Consider the following 17,539-nt stretch of genomic DNA (forward strand, 5'->3'; position numbering starts at 1 on the left):
CAAGGCGTTCCAGATGATTCCTGTCCTCAGGACGTACACTATTGCGGAGAAAAAGAGTCGGTTCGAATACTTCGGCTTTCGGCCGCCGCCCGGCTTACGAGTATATTCTTTTCCGGCTTCTCGCAGATCTGTGGGGATCAACGGTTCAACGATCGCCCAGAATGCATCCGAAATTTCCCAGGTTTTGATGCGTGCCATTTCTCCCCCCGTTGCTTGGTTTCAACGGATATTAGCTGGTGGCAGGAAAATTGCGAGCAATTTATTTGTGGATAATCACTTATTCACAACGCACCAGCCGACTGTTGAACCTGAGCCTGTCCGGCGAATTCGTCGATCCCCTGCTGGGCGGCGGCATGAACGCCTTCAACCTGACCCGCTCCTGGGGCCGGCTGCGTTTCAAGGATGCCGGGGAACAGGCGCTCGACGAGGCCACCACCCGAAAAGGCGGCGGTTTCTGCAAAACGGTGCTCAGTTATCAGCGGCAACAGTTTGTGACGAAAAACCTCATCTGCAACTTCAACTTCATCGGCCAACTGGCCGATAAAAACCTCGATGCGTCGGAAAAACTCTCCCTCGGCGGCGCCGACGGCGTGCGGGCCTTCCCGCAAGGGGAGCCTCCGGCGACGAAGGCTACAAGCTGACCGCCGAACTCAGCTGGCGGCTGCCGGGATTGTCGGACGACAGCAACGAGCGTGCCCTGAGCGTCTTTTACGATAACGGCAGCGTCCTCTTGTCCAAACGACCGTCCGACGGCCCGGATTCCAACCGGCGCAGCCTGAGCGGGGCGGGCTTCGGGGTGTCGTGGAGCAGAACGAAATCGTTCGTCGTCCGTCTGGACCATGCCGTGAAGGTCGGTTCGGGGCCGGAGGGCGTGGACAACGGCTTCACCTGGCTCCGGATGATCAAGTATTTTAAAAACCGTATCGCAGCAAAACGAGAAAGGAGAAGAGATCATGAACAAACCGTGTCTGGCGGCCGTCGGCCTGCTGGCGCTGTCGGCCGTCGCCGCATCCGCCGCCGAAGATGCCGCCGTCGCCGCCACCAGGGCTGTCGCCCGCACCCAGATATGGAAGGCCATGACCGCCGGCCGGGCCGGCAGCGCCGCGGTGGCCGTCATGGAGAACGGCGCCATCGTCTACGCCGAGGGTTTCGGCATGGCCGACCGGGAAAAAGGTGAGCCGGTCGGCCAGGACACCGTTTTCAACATCGCCTCGATCAGCAAGCTCTACGCCGCCACCGCCATCATGCTGCTGGTCGACGACGGCAAGGTCAAACTCGACGATCCGGTCACGACCCACCTGCCCGAGTTCACCATGTCGGACGAACGCTTCAAGGCCATCACCATCCGCATGCTCCTCAACCACGCCTCCGGCCTGCCCGGCACCGTCGGCTTCGACACCAGCGGCTTCAAGCACAATGCCGGCTACAACCGAGATACGCTGGACATCCTCGCCCGGTCCCGCCTCAAGCACCGGCCGGGCGAAGCAAACCTCTACTGCAACGACGGCTTCACCCTCGCCGAGATGATCGTGGCCAAGGTCTCGAAAATGAGCTACATGGACTTCCTCGGGCAGCGGATTTTTACGCCGCTGGCCCTGAAGCACACCGGCATGAGCGTGGGCGCGCAGCCGGAAAAGGATGCGGATGTCGCCCGGGTCTACACCCCTGAAGGCAGGGTCCTGCCGTTTGAGGCGGTATCGCCGCTCGGCGCGGGCGGCCTGTCGGCCACCGCCGCGGACCTCTGCCGCTTCGCCGACAGCTTCACGTCCGGCGGCCGCCACATCCTCTCGGACGCTTCGCTGGCCGAAATGAGAAAGGTGCAGCCCGCCGACATCAGCGGCAGGTTGAAAAACCCGCTGTTCCCGTACGGCTTGGGTTCGGATTTCGCCGAAATCCACGAGTTGAAAGCCCAGGGCATCGATGTTATCGGCAAAAGCGGCGGCAGCAGCGGCTACAACTCGATGCTGTTCGTCGCCCCCGACCAGAGGATTGCGGTGGCTGTCGTCCAGACCGGCGGCACCGGCAACTCGATGGAAATCGCCTACAAACTGCTCAAGATCCACCTGGCCGCGAAGGGCCTGATAACGGATGTCCCGGCCCCTGTCGCCGCGCCGCCCAAACCCGAACCGATCCCCGCCGGACTGGCGCCTCACGAAGGGTACTACACCGACGGCCAAAAGCTGCTGCGCCTCAGCATCGACCTGCCGGCGGAGAAACTGACCGTTTACGGCGTCGTCGCCGGCCGGGAAACCAAGGCCTTCGAGGCCACATACAGCGGCGGTTATTTTTACGGCACCGGCGGCCAGTACTCCTTCACCGCCGTCAACGGCAAAAGCTACTTCGTCCGGTATCTCCCCTTCTTCAATATCGATTCGATCCTCTACGGGAAGATCGAGCCGGACCCGGCGCCGCACAAGCTCGCCCCCGACATCGACGGCCGCCGGTGGCTGCGCCGCAACTTCAGCGCATACACCATGCCGGGCAAGGAGGTCAATCCCGACTCCGGCCTGCTCCCGTCCCTGCTTGACTCCCGCCAGATTCCCGGCCTGCCCGGTTCCATCTTTTTCGGCGGCGTCCTGAAAATCATCGGACCGACCACCGCCGGCTATCCCGCCGCCTTCCTGCGCGATCTTTCGGAACTCAGCCTCAGCGAGCGGGACGGCGTTGCCAGGGCCTGGTATTCCGGCCTGCTGTTCAGCGACGCCGCCGCGGTCAACGTGCTCGCCGGCGACGCGGCCAGCCTGCATATCGGCAAGGAGGCTTACAACGAATGGCTGAAAATCGGCCGGGACGCCGTCCTCGGCTTCACCAGGCCCGCCCAAGGACGCATCCTCGTCTTCGACCCGGCCGGCGAAGTCACGTATGACAGCGTCCTCGACAGCGGCGAGGTCTTCGTGCCCGCCGGCGGCCTCGTGGCCGTGGCCGGCGACCCGGGCGACGACTTTACCGTGCGGGCGCGCTGATCTTTTCGGCCATCGCCGTACCCGTTCATTCAAGAGCAATGCTCCATCAAGAACAGGGAGGAGACATTATGAGTAAACTGCATCTGGCGACAGCCATCGGCCTGGTGCTGGGGCTGATGGCATTTTCACCCCAAACGGCCTGCGGCGCCGCTGCACGCGCGGACCTCGGCGTGACCAGGGCCTTTGCCCGCACCGAGGCGTGGAAGGCCGTCACCTCGGGCCACACCGGCAGCGCCACCGTGGCCATCATGGACAATGGCACCACGGTCTACGCCGAAGGCTTCGGCATGGCCGACCGGGAAAAGGGCCTGCCGGTGGACAAGGACACCCTCTTCAACATGGGCTCGATCAGCAAGGTTTATGTCGCCACCGCCATCATGCTGCTGGTCGACGACGGCAAGGTGAGGCTCGATGCCCCGGCGGTCGAGTACCTGCCCGATTTCACCATGGCGGACGAACGCTACAAGGCCATCACCGTCCGCATGCTCCTCAACCACGCCTCCGGCCTGCCCGGCACGATCGGCCCCAGCAGTTTCGGCTTCAAGTACAACAAGGATTTCTACCGGGACGTTCTCGCCATTCTCGCCCGGTCCCACTTGAAACACCGGCCGGGCGAGTTCAACCCGTACTGTAATGATGGCTTCACCCTCGCCGAGATGATCGTCGTCAAGGTCTCGGGCATGAGCTACCTCGACTTTCTCCGGCAACGGATCTTCGTGCCGCTGGACCTGAAATACACCGGCACCGGCGTGGGCGAACGGCCGGAGAAGGATCTGGTCGTTGCCAGAGACTACACCCCGGCCGGCAAGGCCCTGCCGCTCGAAGTGCTGTCGCTGCTCGGTTCGGGCGGGCTGTCGGCCACCGCCGAGGACATCTGCCGCTTCGCCGACAGCTTCGCCCCCGCTGGCCGCCACATCCTTTCGCCGGCTTCCCTGGCCGAAATGGGCAAGGTCCAGCCGGCCGAGATCAACGGCAAACTCAGCGGCGACCTCTTCAGTTACGGCCTGGGGTGGGACTTCGCCGAACTTCCCGACTTCAAAGCCCAAGGCATGCATGTTCTTGGCAAGAGCGGCGGCACCGGCGAATACAACTCGATGCTGTTCACCGTCCCCGACAAGAGGATCTCGGTGGCCGTCATCCAGACCGGCAGCTCAGGCAACGCCATGACCTTCGCCCTGGACCTGCTCAAAACCTACCTGACGGAAAAAGGTCTTCTGGCCAACGCCCCGGCGACGGTGACCGCGCCGCCCAAAGGCGAACCCATCCCGCCCGAACTGGCAGCCTATACAGGATACTACGCCAGGAACACCGGCCCGATCCGCGTCGGTTTCGATGCCGCCGCGAACGCCCTTGTCGTCTCCAGCCTGAGCGACGGCCAGGAGAGCAGGGTTTTCTCCGCCGTGTTCAGCAAAGGCCGTTTTCACGAGCCCCACAGCACCTACTCCTTTGCCACCGTCGATGGCCATCGCTCTCTGCTGGGGCATCATCCCACCCTCAACGTGGATTCGGTTTACGCCGAAAAGATCGAGCCGCTGGCGGCTCCGCAAGAACTGGCCGTCACCGTCGACGGTCGTCACTGGCTGCGCCGCAACGCCAAGGCCTTCGAAGGGCCGGCCATCGACACCTTCCTCCTCGCTTCCCGCACGAACGCCAGCCTGCCCGGCTACGTCGATTTCAGCGGCATGATCATGAAGGTCACCGGTCCGACCACCGCCGGCTATCCCGTAAGCAACACCCGCGACCTCATCGAACTCAGCCTCGACGAGCAAGACGGCGTCACCTGGGCCTGGCTTTCCGGCATGCTGTTCACGCCCGCCGACGCGGCCCGGACGCTGTCCGGCGGCACGGCCAGCCTGAGCATCGGGAGCGCGGGATACAACGAATGGCTGAAGGTCGGCACGGATGCCATCCTCAGCTTCACCGCGCCGGCCTCCGGCCGGATCGTCGTCATCAATCCGGACTCCGGCCCCATGTACGACAGCGTCACCGACAGCGGCGAAGTTTTTGTGCCGGCCGGCTGCTTTGTCGCCGTGGCCGGCGAACCGGGCGACACCTTCGGCGTGCACGCCCGCTGACCGGTACCGGGCCGGGTTCTCCCGGTATTTTTTCACGAACGGAACGGCCGAACATCGGCCCCTCGGCCGTTCCGTCCGACGAGTGGCCCTCCCCCCTCTGTTCATAGGAAGAAACCGATGCGCGCCTGATGCGCATCTGGCCTCCCGCGCCCCTGTATTTTTCAGTTTCACCGGACGATGCGGGCTAACGAATCCAGGAAAGTAGACAGGAAATGGTCCAACAAATTGGATTTCCTCCCTCCCCTGGTTTCCCTGTTGTTCCCCAACCATTCCGCCTCGACGGCAACTCCGTGAAAAATCCCTGCATTTGGCGCAGGTCGTGATCCGGGCTGCTTCTGGCATGTTTCGTGCTCTGGAATCCTTCGGGCACCATGGCCGAAAATTGTCAACAAAGACGGATGGTTCGTGAAAAAACTGTTTCTGTACGCGGCCCGCGATTCCGCCGCGTTTCGTCATCTCGAATCCTTTCTGCATCGGCTGTCCTTTGGTTTCCGGCTGGTCACCCTGCCGCCGGGGACCCGGTTCACCTCGCCTCTCAGCCTGGAGCTGCGAAGCAGCGATCCCCTCGTTCTCTATGCCGGCAACGACGAAGACCTGGACGACCTGCTCCGGCTGCGCGACGAATACGACAGTTTCAGGGTTCTGCTGGTCATGCGCAGTTGCGACCAGGCCAACGATACCAGGCACCGGCTCCTGACGCCGCGCATGGTCTTTTTTCTCGATACCAATCTGCGCAGTCTTCCCCACTATCTGCGCAACCTGTTCAGGCAGGCGGCGTGCGAAGGGACGGCGCCTGCGGAGGGACAACCGGGGACCGCTGCGGCCGCATCGCCACGGTTCGACTTTTCCTGCCATCCACACTTCCATCCAGACCACAAGGAGTAACGATATGTTGAACAATCTCAAGATCGGAATGCGGTTAAGCCTCGGATTCGGCGTCCTCCTGGCGCTCATGCTGGCGGTGGGTGTCTACGGGCTCACCGCCATCAAATCGCTGCATCGCGACATCAACCTGCTGGTTGAGGACCGGATGGTCAAGGTCGACCAGGCCAACACGATCATGCACAATGTCAATATCGTGGCCCGCGCCCTGCGCAACCTCATCATCGACGAGGACCAGCGGCACCAGGCCGACGAACTCCGGCGGATCGACGAGGCCCGCGCGAAGATCACCGAACTGTTCGACAAACTGGCCGGCACCATCAAAAGCGACAAGGGCGTGGCGCTGATCAAGAAATGCACGGAGTACAGATCGGCCTATGTCCGTTCGATCGAGACCTACATGAGCCTGATCGCCGCCGGCCAGATCGACCAGGCGAAAAAGACACTGCTCGCCGAGGTCAGGCAAACGCAGCGCGATTACCTGCAGGGCATTGGCGAAATCATCGATTTTCAGACGGAACAGGCCAAGCTGTCGGGGCAAAAGGCCGAAACCGCCGCGCAGAACGCCACCGTCTCCATTGCGGGCCTGCTGACGGCCGCCCTGGTCCTGAGCGTGATCCTGGCCTTTGTCATCGTCCGCTCGATCACCGCGCCGGTGCACAAGGCCTCGGCCCTGGCCGACACCATGGCCAAGGGCGATTTCACCGCGCATCTGAACATCCGCCAGAAGGATGAAATCGGCCACATGGCCCGGTCACTCAACCTCATGGTCGACCAACTGGGCACCACGATCCGGGAAATCGTGGCCGGCATCGGCAGCCTGACCGCGTCTTCCAACGACCTGGCCGCCGTTTCCAGGCAGCTGTCCTCGGCGGCCAAGGACACGGCCGACAAATCGGGGTCCGTCGCCGTGGCGGCCGAGGAGATGAGCACCAACTTCCAGTCGGTCTCCGCCGCCATGGAACAGTCGACCAGCAACGTCAACATGATCGCCTCCTCCACCGAGGAGATGACGGCAACGGTCAAAGAAATAGCGGAAAGCGCCGAAAAGGCCCGCACCATCACCGACGCCGCGGTCAAGCAGTCCCGGGCCACCACGGCCAAGATGACCGAACTGGGCGAATCGGCCCAGAAAATCGGGCGGGTCACCGAAACGATCACCGAAATCTCGGAACAGACCAACCTGTTGGCGCTCAACGCCACCATCGAGGCGGCCCGGGCCGGCGAGGCCGGCAAGGGGTTTGCGGTGGTCGCCAACGAAATCAAGGAGCTGGCCCGGCAGACCGCGGAGGCCACCGTTGACATCAAGAACCAGATCGATGAAATGCAGACGACCACCAATGCCACCGTCGGCGACATCGCGCAGATCTCCGAGGTGATCATCGAGATCAACGGCGTGATCAACGCCATCGCCACGGCGGTGGAGGAACAGTCGGCGGCGACCGGGGAGATTGCCGGCAACATCGCCCAGGCGTCCATGGGCATTGCCGAGGTCAATGAAAACGTTGCCCAGAGTTCGGTGGTGGTGACCGATATCACCCGCGATGTCAGCGAGATCAGCCGCCAGTCGAACCAGGTGGGCGACGGTTCCCATCAGGTACAGACCAGCGCGAACAGTCTTGCCGCGCTGGCCAATCAACTGGAAACGCTCGTCAAACAATTCAAGATCGCGCCGGTCTGACAACCGCTCGACCGCACTGCCGGGTTCGAGCCGCCGCGAACGTTGTTCCGACTGCCCGCACCCGGCGGCAACCGCCCGACAAAAACGCCATGCCCATCGCCCCCCATCTTCTGCCCGCCGCTGACACGCCACCCCGGCGAACGTTCTTTGCCCGTACCATCCCGGTCGTGCTCTGCCTGGTCCTGATCGCGCTCGTTGCATGCGGATATGGCCTGTACCGGCAGCAGGAGCGGACGATCCTGCGGGAACACGGCGAAACCCTGCATTCCATCGCCCAATTGAAAATCAACCAGATCCAGACCTGGCGCCAGGAGCGGCTGGCCGATGCGCGGATGAATTCCTCGGGCATGGTCCGGATGCTCGCCCAGGAGTGGCGGCATTCCCCAAGCCCCGTCCTGATGGAGGAAATCCGGCAGCGCTTGCAGTTTTTCCAGGAAAACGAAGGCTACGACAACATGGTGCTGACCGATACCAGCGGGCGCATCCTTCTCTCCCTCGTTCCCCGGATCACTGAACTGGAGCCGCCGGAGCAGGGCCTGGTCAGCCAGGTCGCTGCGTCAAAACAGGCCGTGCTCGGCGATTTTTTCCATTGCCGCAGTTGCGACCGGCCCCATCTGGAAGTGGCGGCCCCGGTTTTCGACGGGGAACGGGTGATCATGGTGCTCCTTCTGGTGGCCGATCCGCACCGCGACTTCTATCCCATGATCCAGTCGTGGCCGACGGCGAACAGCAAGGCCGAAACGCTGCTCATCCGCAAGGACGGGAGCGACGTGCTCGTGCTCAACCCGCTCCGCCATCGGGACCATCCCCCCCTGTCTTTCCGGCAGCCCCTGTCCATGGTGGATACGCCCGTTGTTCAGGCCGTCCAGGGCGCGACCGGAATGGTGCGGGGGATCGATTACCGGGGCGTCGAGGTGCTGGCCGATCTGAACAGGGTGCCGGAAACCGGGTGGTTCCTGATCACCAAAACCGATACCCGTGACATCCTGGCGGAAGCACGCTACCGGGCCGGGGCGATTCTGCTCCTGGTGGCCATGGCCACGGTCCTTGCCGGCATTCTGGTGCAGTTGGCGAACCTGGCCCGAAGCAAGGCGCTGTTCGAGGCACTTCTCCGGGAGGAACGGGAGCACCGGCACACCAGGGGCGAGATCCGCGCCACCCTGTACAGCATCGGCGAGGGGGTCATCGCCACCGACGCCGAGGGGCGCGTCACCCGCATGAATCCCCCGGCCGAGGCGCTCACTGGCTGGAAGGAGGAAGATGCGCTCGGCAGCCCCCTGGCCCTCGTGTACCAAGGGGTGAACGAGGACAGCGACCAGCCGGTGGAACTGCCGGTCGACCGGGTGCTGCGCGACGGCATGACGGCCGGCATGAGCAACCATACCCTGCTGATCGCCAGGGACGGCAGCCGCCGTCCCATCGCCGACAGCGCGGCCCCCATCCGCAACGAATCGGGCCGGATCACCGGGGTGGTCCTGGTGTTCCGCGATCAGTCCAGGCGGCGGGCCATGGAAAAGGCTCGGGCCGAAAGCGCCCGGCGTTACACCGATCTGGTCGAAAGCGTCAGCGATTTCATCTGGGAAACCGGACCGGGCCACCGCTATTCCTTTGCCAACGGGCGATCGCTGGACCTGCTGGGATATTGTCCGGAAGAGTTTGTCGGCAAATCCTGGCTCGATATTCTGAACAGGGAAATCGAATCCCCTGAAAGCATCGAACGCTTTCAAAAGGTGCTCGCCGACCATCAGCCCTACACCCAGCTCTGCCGCGCCTTTGTACGCAAGGACGGCGAGACGGTGATCCTGGAATCGAGCGCCACTCCGGTTTTTGACCAGCAGGGCGCCTTTCTCGGCTATCGGGGGGTGAGCCGCGACATCACCGAGCGGAAACGGGCCGAGGAGGAGCAAAGGAAACTGGAGGCGCAACTGCTCCAGTCGCAGAAAATGGAGGTGATGGGACGGCTGGCCGGCGGAGTGGCCCATGATTTCAACAACATGCTGACCATCATCAGCAGCTATGTCGAGATGGCCCTCAACGAGTTGAGCGAGGATCACCGGCTCCACAAACGGTTGCGGGAGGTGCACCACGCCGCCATGCATTCGGCGGATCTGACCCGGCAGCTGCTGGCGTTCGCCCGCAAGCAGGAGGTTTCCCCGCGCCTGCTCGACATCAACGAAACCATCGCCGGAACCCTGAAAATGCTGCACCGGCTGATCGGCGAAAACATCGAACTGGCCTGGAAGCCCTCGCCGGAGCCGGAACAGGTGATGATCGACCCGACCCAGCTGGGCCAGATTCTGGCGAATCTGGCGGTCAACGCCCGCGACGCCATCACCGGCGCCGGCCGCCTGGTGATCGCGACCAGCACGGTCCGGATCGCGCGCGACAGCCGTCTGGGGCTGGACCTGGCTCCGGGCATGTACGTGCGGATCACCGTCAGCGACGACGGCTGCGGCATGGACGAAACCACCATGGCGCGGATTTTCGAGCCGTTCTTCACCACCAAGGAGGAAGGCCGGGGCACCGGCCTCGGGCTGGCCACGGTGTACGGCATTGTCAAGCAGAACATGGGCACGGTCACGGTCGCCAGTCAGCCGGGCCGGGGGACGACCTTCAGCCTCTACCTGCCCCAGGCGCCTTCCCCCGGTCGGGACACCGGGAAAAACGGGACTGCCCTCCAGGCCCTCGGGACCGAAACCATCCTGCTGGTCGAGGACGAGACCGCCATTCTCGAACTCGGCGTCTATATCCTCGAACAACGGGGCTACACCGTGCTGGCGGCCTCCACGCCGACCAAGGCCCTGTCACTGGCCAGGGAATACCCGCAGGCCATCGATTTGCTGGTGACCGACGTGGTCATGCCGGAAATGAACGGCCAGGAACTGGCGCAGGCGATCCAACTGATCCGTCCCGCCATCGCGGTGCTGTTCATATCGGGGTATACCGACGACATCATCTCCCGGCACGGTGTCCTTCGGGACGGGCTGCATTTTCTCGAGAAACCCTTTTCCGCCCGCACCCTGAGCAAGAAGATCCGGGAGGTGATCGAGCGGGGATGAGCGGTCTTTGCCGAATCGTCCCGTTGAGTCCGCGCAAAAATATACCACGTTATATTTTTTGCTTTTATTCGTCATGGCAATGACGAGGTCCACTGCCTGTGCCTTTCAGCCGGACGACCGGTGAACACCGGGCAGCGAGGGTCGGCCCGTGGTCCGTTCCGACTCCCGGGTTTTATCTGCAAATAAATCCTGGCCAACACCATAACATGGTGATATTTTTTACCAAAAAAGTTAACGAGAAGGTCCCGTGGCACGAATGAAAACCTGGGGGATTTCCGACGAGTTTTGGGCACTGGTTGAGCCCTTGATCCCAACGTCGACACGCATGGAAGGAAAAAACTACCAGCGCAAACCAGGAGGAGGAAGAAAACCCAGGTATTCGAACAGGGTCTATTTTGCCGCCATCGTGTATGTGCTGCGCACCGGTATCATCTGGAACGCCTTGCCACGGGAGAAGTTTGAAGGCCTGGGGTCAGCGGCCGCCCATCGCAAGTTCAAGCAATGGACACGAGCGGGTTTTTTGGGTCATCTGTGGCTGCGGGGCTTGGCCGAGCACGATGAAATGGCAGGGATCGCCTGGATCTGGGAACCCGTCGATGGTTCGAAGAGTCGGGACACCCTGCTCCACGAATCCGTTGACCTCGATCCGGCACGATGGCACCGGCGGGTAAAAACCGGTGGTCGACGAGGGTGGCGTCCTTTCGTCGCCTGTCGCCAGCGGGGCCGATCGGCATGACGGCGTTGCCCTGGAGTTGCTGGCGGGAAAGAACGCGGCCGTCGGGCGTGTCCATGCCCGGTTCAATCGTTTCCGCAACCCGGTACCGCGACGCGAGCGAGCAGATGTAGTGGCATGGTGGCAGCGGCGATGAGCATTCCGCACACCATGATGACGAGTAGAGATCATTCATGATTGAACCGCGATGGCGTACGGCTCGGGGGTGACCGCTGCATGGGCTTTCAGGATACCCGGGGGAACATGCTCCCCCCGCCTTCCGGCCGTGCTCGCGGCCCGCGTGCGCTCCTCCGCCGACACACCGTGCTGGTTCTCGTCCTTGCCCTGTCCGGCCTGCCTGCGGCCGGTGCGCCACCGGTCCTCGTGGTCCAGAACGAAGCCCACCTGCAGCATGCCCGCGCCCTGGTCGGGGCGGCCCTGGAAATCGGCGGCATGTCGGCGGTCTTCGTCGATGCCCCCAAGGGCAACGAGCGCCGCAACCTGCACATGATCAGCGCGGGGCATACCCACATCGACATGATGCCCGCGACCCCGGCGCGGCTCCGACTGGTGCGCGCAGGCCGGCTGCGCATGATTCCGGTGCCGCTGGACCGAGGCCTGCTCGGCTACCGCGTCAACCTGCTGCTGGCGAGCCAGCGCGACAAGCTCGCCCGCGTCAGGACCGCCAGCGACCTCAGGGGCTTCAACATGGGACAGAACATCGGCTGGATGGATGTGGAAATATACCGCCATGCCGGCATCCCGACCAAGGAAATCAAGGACTGGGCCGACGGCGAATTCGCCCTGCAAATGGAGGCCGGCCTGCTCGATCTGTTTCCCCTGGGCCTGGAGGAGACGCTGACCCATTTCCTGCCGCACTTCCGCAAGACGTACCCCCAATTGACGGTGGATCCGCACCTGATCGTGCGCTACCCCTGGTTCCGTTTCGTCTGGGTCTCGCCCAAGGCCGATGCCGACGAGGTCCATGCGGCCCTGCGGCGCGGCTTCGACAGGCTGATCGCCAGCGGCGAATTTTTGCGCATCTGGAGTCGGTATCGCCGCCCGCCGGCTGCGGACGTGCTGCGCGACCGCGTCATCATCGACATCGACAACCCCTTTTACGGCCCCGGATTGGTGCCGTCGGCCTGGCGCCACCTGCTGTTTCGCCCGGAGGTCCGATGACTGTCGTTGCCGACAGGCCGCCGTTGCCGCGCCGGTCGCTTTACCAGCAGTTCGTGCGGCAATTGCTGGTTCCGTTGCTGCTCGCCTTTGCGCTCGCCACGACCGGCACGGTGCTGATCGGCTACCACGCCGAACAGAGCAAGGGGGCCACTGAACGCCGGAAGACCGTCGACACCTTTGCCCAGTCCCTCGTCAAGCCGCTCTGGGATTGCGACAATGCCACCGCCCAGGGCATTGTCGACGCCCTGGCGCATCTGCCCGCCGTGGCCGCCGCGCGGCTGACAGAACGCTGTCAGGAACAACGGCTTGCCAGCGGCACGCAGATGCTCGAAAGCGGGGATGCGCCCCGCTACCGCACGGCCATCGTCTATCGCGACGAACGATCCCGCCAATTCGACGTCGGCGAACTCGAGGTCCAGTTCCATCCGACCTCCATCATCACCGCCGCCCTGGAAGTCCTCTGGCGTTACCTGGTTCTGTTCTTCGCGCTGCTCGGCGTCATGTTGGCCGGCACCTTGATCGTCTTCAGGCGTACCATCAGCGAGCCGCTCGACCGTTTCCGGGCGGCGATCCGCACCGGCATCGAACCCGACCGTAGCGGCACGTCCCCACTTGAACAGGAAATCCGTCGCCACAACGACGAACTGGGTGATGTCATGCAGGCCTACGACGAGTTGATGCTCGAACTGACCAAGGTGATCGGCCAATTGCGCGAGAACGAACAGGCGCTGATGCAAACCGTCCGTCGCGATCCGCTGACCGGCCTGGGCAACCGGCTGGTGCTGGAAGAGGAGTTGGAACGTGCCCTCAGGCGCGCTCAGCGCCATCGGAAGCCGGGGTGCGTGCTGCTGATCGACCTCAACGGCTTCAAGCCCATCAACGACACGCACGGCCACGCGGCCGGCGACCGCATCTTGCAAGAAACCGCCCGCCGCCTGCAGGCCGGCGTGCGGCACAGCGATACCGTGGTGCGCCTGGGCGGAGACGAGTTCGTCGTCATCGTCGAAAACCTGCACGGCGACAACACCCTGCAGGCACTGATCGACAAACTCGGCGAGGCCATCGCCCAGCCGCAGGAGTACGCCGGCCATATCCTGAGCGTCGGCGCCAGCATAGGCGCGGCCCGCTTCCCGGACGACGGCACCACCAGCGCCGCCCTGCTGGTGCATGCCGACCGAGCCATGTACGCCCGCAAGAGCCGCCGCTGATCTTGGCGTTCCGGCGCCGGATGCCTGTTCCTTGACGGACTCCTGCCTCGGGTTCTCGTTCGACGGCCGACGGACTCTGTCGCCAACCACCTGGACGCCGAGATCCAAAAAGAGCGGTCGGCCGCGGTTCGGGCGGAATGGCAACACCCTCTCAGGCTTCCGTGCCGTACCGTTCCCCGCCCCGCTCCTGCATGGCCACGATGAACCGGCGCAGGGTGTGCTTCTCGGCCAGCCAGGCGGGGTAATCCCAGGCCCGCAACAGGGTGCCGTAGAAGGCCAGGCAGTTGTCCAGCCCCACCACCTCGCCGACGATGTCGGCCGGGAACCGCCCGTCCAGTTCGGCGGGACGCGGCTCCTGCTGATAGAAGGCCAACCGGCCGAAGTACAGCGCCAGTTCCTCCAGCAGGTCCCAGTAGCCCTCCCGCCAGGCAGCCAGGGTCGCGGCCCGCTGCGCCGCCGCCAGGGCAGCCCTGATGCCCTCGTCCGGAAAACTGGTCTGGGCGAACCGATAGCGGCCGTCGGCGGGCGCCTCCTCGCCGTTGACCTCATGCCAGGACACGAGGGCGTGGACACGGGTGGCGATCTTCATCGCCAGGAACTTGGACCAGAGAAGAAATTCGTAGTAGTGGTCGGCAATGGCCTGCCCGGGTTCCAGGCGGTACACGTTGCCATGGTCGGCGTTGTAGCGGCTGAGGTTGCCCAGGTGCACCAGCTCGGTCGCCAGGCTGTGGATGTAGGAGAGACCGGCAATCCCCTCCCTGTTCACCAGGATTGTGTGGTCGCCCTCCCTGGCGGTGTTGAACACCAGGCGGGCACCGGCGCTTTCCAGGCCGAGATGGGGATAGTAACGGGCCAGTTGCCGGCATTCGTCTTCGAAATTCCCGGTTTTGACCACCACGGTCCGACCGGACAGACGGTCGAGGTCGACCTCCCGCGTGTTGATGAAGGTCAGGGCCCGGTTGATCCGCCCGATCTCGGCGGCGGAAAAATTGAAGAACTCCATGCAACTCCTCGTCCGATAAAAAAGGCAGTCGTGCGACTGCCCCGTCCTTCGGCACCGCGGCAGGCCGCCGGCGCTTGGTTGTTATTTGTCCTGTTTCTGCTCGGTCTGCTTGGCGGCCAGCCAATCGGCCTCCTGTTCCAGCAGCTCCCCCAGGGTCCTGGCGGTCTCGCCGACCACGGTGATGCAGTGCTGGCGCCGGCTGTCGGGATTGCCGTAAAAATCCTTGACCTGGTCGCGGTCCATCCAGTCGACCCGGGCGATCTGGCCGCAGTCGATGCCGCCGTACTGCGCGGTCAGTTCCTCGAACCGGCGCATCACCGTCTTGGTGGCGGCCCATATCCGTGGATTTTCCTTTTCCTCCAGGCTGGAGCGGCTGTAGAGGGTGCCGATCACCGAGGCCGCGCCCACCAGGGCGCCGCAGATATGCCCGGTGCCGCCGATACCGCCGCCAAAGGAGCCCAGGGCCTTGATCACCGAGGGATCGTTCACTCCCAGCTTTTCCAACCCGACCATGGCCAGGACCTGGCTACAGTGCATCCGTTGCTTGAACAGCTCAATCGCTCTCTCCCGCATTTCATCCGGCCGCATCATTTCCTCCATGCATTGAGTGGGAAGGTGGATTAGAGTAACAGCGGTTGACTGTACCCGATTCGCCCCTGATGCGCACACCGATTTTTGTGACAGAGTGGTACCTGGAATCGATCCGAATTCTTCAGCCGAGCCCTGTGGCCATGCCAGAATCCGCCGTCATCGTCCTTGATTTCGAAACCACCGGCCACTCCCCCGCCTTCGGCGACCGACCGATCGAGGTGGGCGCGGTGCGGATCGAGGACGGCATGATGGTCGACCGCTTCCAGGCGCTGATGAACCCCGGTTTCGCCATCAGCTGGTTCATCGAATCCCTCACCGGGATCAGCAACGAACTGGTGGCCGCGGCGCCGGACTGCGAGGAGGTCATGACCCGGTTCGCCGATTGGATCGGCGACACCCCGCTGGCGGCGCACAACGCCCGGTTCGACGGCACCTTTCTCGACGCCGAGCTGGCCCGCATCGGCAGGGAGCGGATCAATCCCATGGCCTGCACCGTGCTGGCCTCGCGGCGGTTGTTCCCCGGCTCGCCCAACCACAAGCTCGCCACCCTGGTCCGCCACCTGGGCATCCGCACCGACGGCACCTTTCACCGCGCCCTGGCCGACGCCGAGATGACCGGCCAGCTGTGGATCGCCATGACCGACCTGCTGCGCGGCCGCTACCACCTGGAAGAGGTGCCCTTTGCCCTGATCCAGGCCCTCACCCGGATCGCCCGGTCCAAGGTGGATCGCTTCATCCGCGCCCACATCGACGCGCAGCGGGTGCTGCAACCGGTCGCGACCGGGGCATGGACCGCCTGAACGACACCGGCGGGGCTTCCATCCGCCGCCGGATCATTCAATTGCTGAACACCGGCCCCCTGGGCGCGCGCGAACTCTCCCGGGAACTGCGCCAATCGGAAAAGGAGATCCACGCCCATCTCGCGCACGTCGGCCGCAGCCTCAAGGCCGGGGGCCGACGGCTCGTCATCGAGCCGCCGGTCTGCCTGAACTGCGGCTTTATTTTCCGGGATCGCAGCCGGCCGCAGCCGCCGGGGCAGTGTCCCCGCTGCCGGAAAACCCGCATCCGCCGGCCCCGCTATGCGATCGGTTGAAACGGCCGTGCGCGGGGCGCGGCACCGGCAGGGAGATCCGTTGCGCCCGGCGCGTCTCCTGCCGCCCTGCCGGCAAGCCCGCATGGGGAATATCCCCGTAGCCCCGGAAAGGCTGGCCGACCGTCGCCCCGGCCCACCATTTTCCGCCTTCATCCCAGGGACGATGCCGTCATGATCCTGCTCGACGCCCTTTTCCCGGTCCTGGCGCTGATCCTGTTCGGGGCGGCGGCCAAGCACCGGCGACTCATCGACGGGGCTTTTCTCCGGACCTCGGATCGACTGGTCTACTTCGTCTTCTTTCCCCTGATGCTCTTCTGGAAGATCGGCTCGGCCCCGCTGCATGTCGACGACGGCTGGCGCTCTCTTTCGGCCTCGATCCTGGCGGTGGCGGCGATCTGCGGCCTCAGCCTGCTCTATATCCGCTGGCGGCCGGTGGCCCCGTTCCAGGCCGGCTCCTTCAACCAGGGCTGCTACCGTTTCAACACCTACATCGGCATGGCGGTGCTGATCAACGCCTTCGGCGAGGCCGGGGTACAGTTGTACGGCATCCTCATCGGCCTGATCATCCCGGTCGTCAACGTGCTCTGCGTCGCGGTGCTGATCTGGTACGACACCGGCGACGGCACCGGCAACCGCCTTTCGACCACCGTCAAAAACCTGGTGGCCAATCCGCTGATCCTGGCCTGCGTCGGCGGCATCGTCTACGCCCGGACGGTCGGCTCCTTTCCCACGCCGGTGGACAACACCCTCAAGCTGATGTCCCAGGTCACCCTGCCCCTGGCCCTGTTCTCCGTCGGCGGCAGCCTCACCTTCGCCAGTCTCCGGAACAACATGGGCCTGGCTCTCGCCGCGGCCGGCTTCAAGCTGGCGGTGCTGCCGCTGCTGGGCCTGATCTGCCTCTGGCTGTTCGGGGTCACCGGCCTGGCCTGGAAGGTGAGCATGCTCTTCTTTGCCCTGCCCACCTCCACCGCCATCTACATCCTCTCCTCCCAGTTGCACTCCGACACCGAGCTGGCCTCGGCGGTGATCGTCGTGTCGACCCTGTTCTCCTTCGGTTCCATGGCCCTGGTGCTCCTGATGGCGGCATGAT

Annotated in this window: 15 protein-coding genes; 12 read left to right on the top strand and 3 right to left on the bottom strand. The window is 64.0% G+C overall.

The genetic code is table 11. The features are described from left to right. On the bottom strand, positions 1-198 hold a 198-nt coding region (locus Q362_RS0113765), incomplete at its 3' end, for a transposase (protein ID WP_028319167.1). Positions 199-302: 104 nt separating this feature from the next. Between Q362_RS0113765 and Q362_RS22345 the strand changes: the two genes are divergently transcribed. The 9 genes from Q362_RS22345 (at position 303) to Q362_RS0113805 (ending at position 13,762) form a co-directional block, all read left to right on the top strand. Further along, positions 303-641 (top strand): hypothetical protein, encoded by a 339-nt coding sequence (locus Q362_RS22345; protein WP_028319168.1) that lies wholly within the window; start codon positions 303-305, stop codon positions 639-641. Positions 642-953: 312 nt separating this feature from the next. Next, positions 954-2,963: a serine hydrolase domain-containing protein gene (locus Q362_RS0113775; RefSeq protein ID WP_035216818.1), complete on the top strand. Its 2,010-nt coding sequence runs from the start codon at positions 954-956 to the stop codon at positions 2,961-2,963. A gap of 68 nt (positions 2,964-3,031) precedes the next feature. Beyond that, positions 3,032-5,038, top strand: a complete 2,007-nt coding sequence (locus Q362_RS0113780) for a serine hydrolase domain-containing protein (RefSeq protein ID WP_028319170.1) — start codon at positions 3,032-3,034, stop codon at positions 5,036-5,038. Between the two features lie 405 nt (positions 5,039-5,443). Continuing rightward, positions 5,444-5,923: a hypothetical protein gene (locus tag Q362_RS0113785; protein WP_028319171.1), complete on the top strand. Its 480-nt coding sequence runs from the start codon at positions 5,444-5,446 to the stop codon at positions 5,921-5,923. A 4-nt stretch (positions 5,924-5,927) separates the two neighbouring features. After that, positions 5,928-7,601, top strand: a complete 1,674-nt coding sequence (locus Q362_RS20720; protein ID WP_051554336.1) for a methyl-accepting chemotaxis protein — start codon at positions 5,928-5,930, stop codon at positions 7,599-7,601. An 89-nt stretch (positions 7,602-7,690) separates the two neighbouring features. Next, positions 7,691-10,660, top strand: coding sequence for a PAS domain S-box protein (locus Q362_RS22350; protein WP_051554337.1), 2,970 nt, complete (start codon positions 7,691-7,693; stop codon positions 10,658-10,660). A 256-nt stretch (positions 10,661-10,916) separates the two neighbouring features. Continuing rightward, positions 10,917-11,396, top strand: coding sequence for a transposase (locus Q362_RS20730; RefSeq protein ID WP_035216820.1), 480 nt, complete (start codon positions 10,917-10,919; stop codon positions 11,394-11,396). Positions 11,397-11,696: 300 nt separating this feature from the next. Beyond that, positions 11,697-12,554, top strand: a complete 858-nt coding sequence (locus Q362_RS0113800) for a hypothetical protein (protein ID WP_028319172.1) — start codon at positions 11,697-11,699, stop codon at positions 12,552-12,554. Beyond that, positions 12,551-13,762 (top strand): GGDEF domain-containing protein, encoded by a 1,212-nt coding sequence (locus Q362_RS0113805; RefSeq protein ID WP_028319173.1) that lies wholly within the window; start codon positions 12,551-12,553, stop codon positions 13,760-13,762. The genes Q362_RS0113800 and Q362_RS0113805 overlap by 4 nt, the downstream gene beginning before the upstream one ends. 151 nt (positions 13,763-13,913) lie before the next feature. On the opposite strand, the gene Q362_RS0113810 is transcribed toward Q362_RS0113805, so the two are convergent. Both Q362_RS0113810 and Q362_RS0113815 read right to left on the bottom strand, forming a co-directional pair. Next, positions 13,914-14,765 carry a hypothetical protein gene (locus Q362_RS0113810; protein ID WP_028319174.1) on the bottom strand — a complete coding sequence of 284 codons (852 nt, stop codon included), beginning with the start codon at positions 14,763-14,765 and terminating at the stop codon, positions 13,914-13,916. An 81-nt stretch (positions 14,766-14,846) separates the two neighbouring features. Next, entirely contained in the window at positions 14,847-15,356 is a 510-nt protein-coding gene (locus Q362_RS0113815; RefSeq protein ID WP_245590233.1) for a C-GCAxxG-C-C family protein, read from the bottom strand. Between the two features lie 140 nt (positions 15,357-15,496). Between Q362_RS0113815 and Q362_RS20735 the strand changes: the two genes are divergently transcribed. From Q362_RS20735 to Q362_RS0113830, 3 genes are all read left to right on the top strand, one after another. Beyond that, positions 15,497-16,156 carry a 3'-5' exonuclease gene (locus Q362_RS20735; RefSeq protein ID WP_051554338.1) on the top strand — a complete coding sequence of 220 codons (660 nt, stop codon included), beginning with the start codon at positions 15,497-15,499 and terminating at the stop codon, positions 16,154-16,156. Further along, the gene (locus tag Q362_RS0113825; protein ID WP_028319176.1) at positions 16,144-16,449 is read left to right on the top strand and encodes a transcriptional regulator; all 306 of its coding nucleotides are present in this window, start codon (positions 16,144-16,146) and stop codon (positions 16,447-16,449) included. Before Q362_RS20735 ends, Q362_RS0113825 begins: the two co-directional genes overlap by 13 nt. Before the next feature lie 171 nt (positions 16,450-16,620). Then, positions 16,621-17,538, top strand: coding sequence for an AEC family transporter (locus tag Q362_RS0113830; RefSeq protein ID WP_035216822.1), 918 nt, complete (start codon positions 16,621-16,623; stop codon positions 17,536-17,538). Position 17,539: the final 1 nt, after the last annotated feature.

Origin of the sequence: Desulfobulbus elongatus DSM 2908 (assembly GCF_000621145.1) — a bacterium.
Classification (GTDB): Bacteria; Desulfobacterota; Desulfobulbia; order Desulfobulbales; family Desulfobulbaceae; genus Desulfobulbus; species Desulfobulbus elongatus.

Excerpts from the sequence above, each read along its gene's own strand:
- Q362_RS0113805 (WP_028319173.1), top strand. The coding sequence starts at position 12,551 with ATGACTGTCGTTGCCGACAGGCCGCCGTTGCCGCGCCGGTCGCTTTAC.
- Q362_RS20730 (WP_035216820.1), top strand. The coding sequence starts at position 10,917 with ATGAAAACCTGGGGGATTTCCGACGAGTTTTGGGCACTGGTTGAGCCC.
- Q362_RS20720 (WP_051554336.1), top strand. The coding sequence starts at position 5,928 with ATGTTGAACAATCTCAAGATCGGAATGCGGTTAAGCCTCGGATTCGGC.
- Q362_RS20735 (WP_051554338.1), top strand. The coding sequence starts at position 15,497 with ATGCCAGAATCCGCCGTCATCGTCCTTGATTTCGAAACCACCGGCCAC.
- Q362_RS0113780 (WP_028319170.1), top strand. The coding sequence starts at position 3,032 with ATGAGTAAACTGCATCTGGCGACAGCCATCGGCCTGGTGCTGGGGCTG.
- Q362_RS0113815 (WP_245590233.1), bottom strand. The coding sequence starts at position 15,356 with ATGATGCGGCCGGATGAAATGCGGGAGAGAGCGATTGAGCTGTTCAAG.
- Q362_RS0113830 (WP_035216822.1), top strand. The coding sequence starts at position 16,621 with ATGATCCTGCTCGACGCCCTTTTCCCGGTCCTGGCGCTGATCCTGTTC.
- Q362_RS0113825 (WP_028319176.1), top strand. The coding sequence starts at position 16,144 with ATGGACCGCCTGAACGACACCGGCGGGGCTTCCATCCGCCGCCGGATC.
- Q362_RS0113810 (WP_028319174.1), bottom strand. The coding sequence starts at position 14,765 with ATGGAGTTCTTCAATTTTTCCGCCGCCGAGATCGGGCGGATCAACCGG.
- Q362_RS0113775 (WP_035216818.1), top strand. The coding sequence starts at position 954 with ATGAACAAACCGTGTCTGGCGGCCGTCGGCCTGCTGGCGCTGTCGGCC.
- Q362_RS22350 (WP_051554337.1), top strand. The coding sequence starts at position 7,691 with ATGCCCATCGCCCCCCATCTTCTGCCCGCCGCTGACACGCCACCCCGG.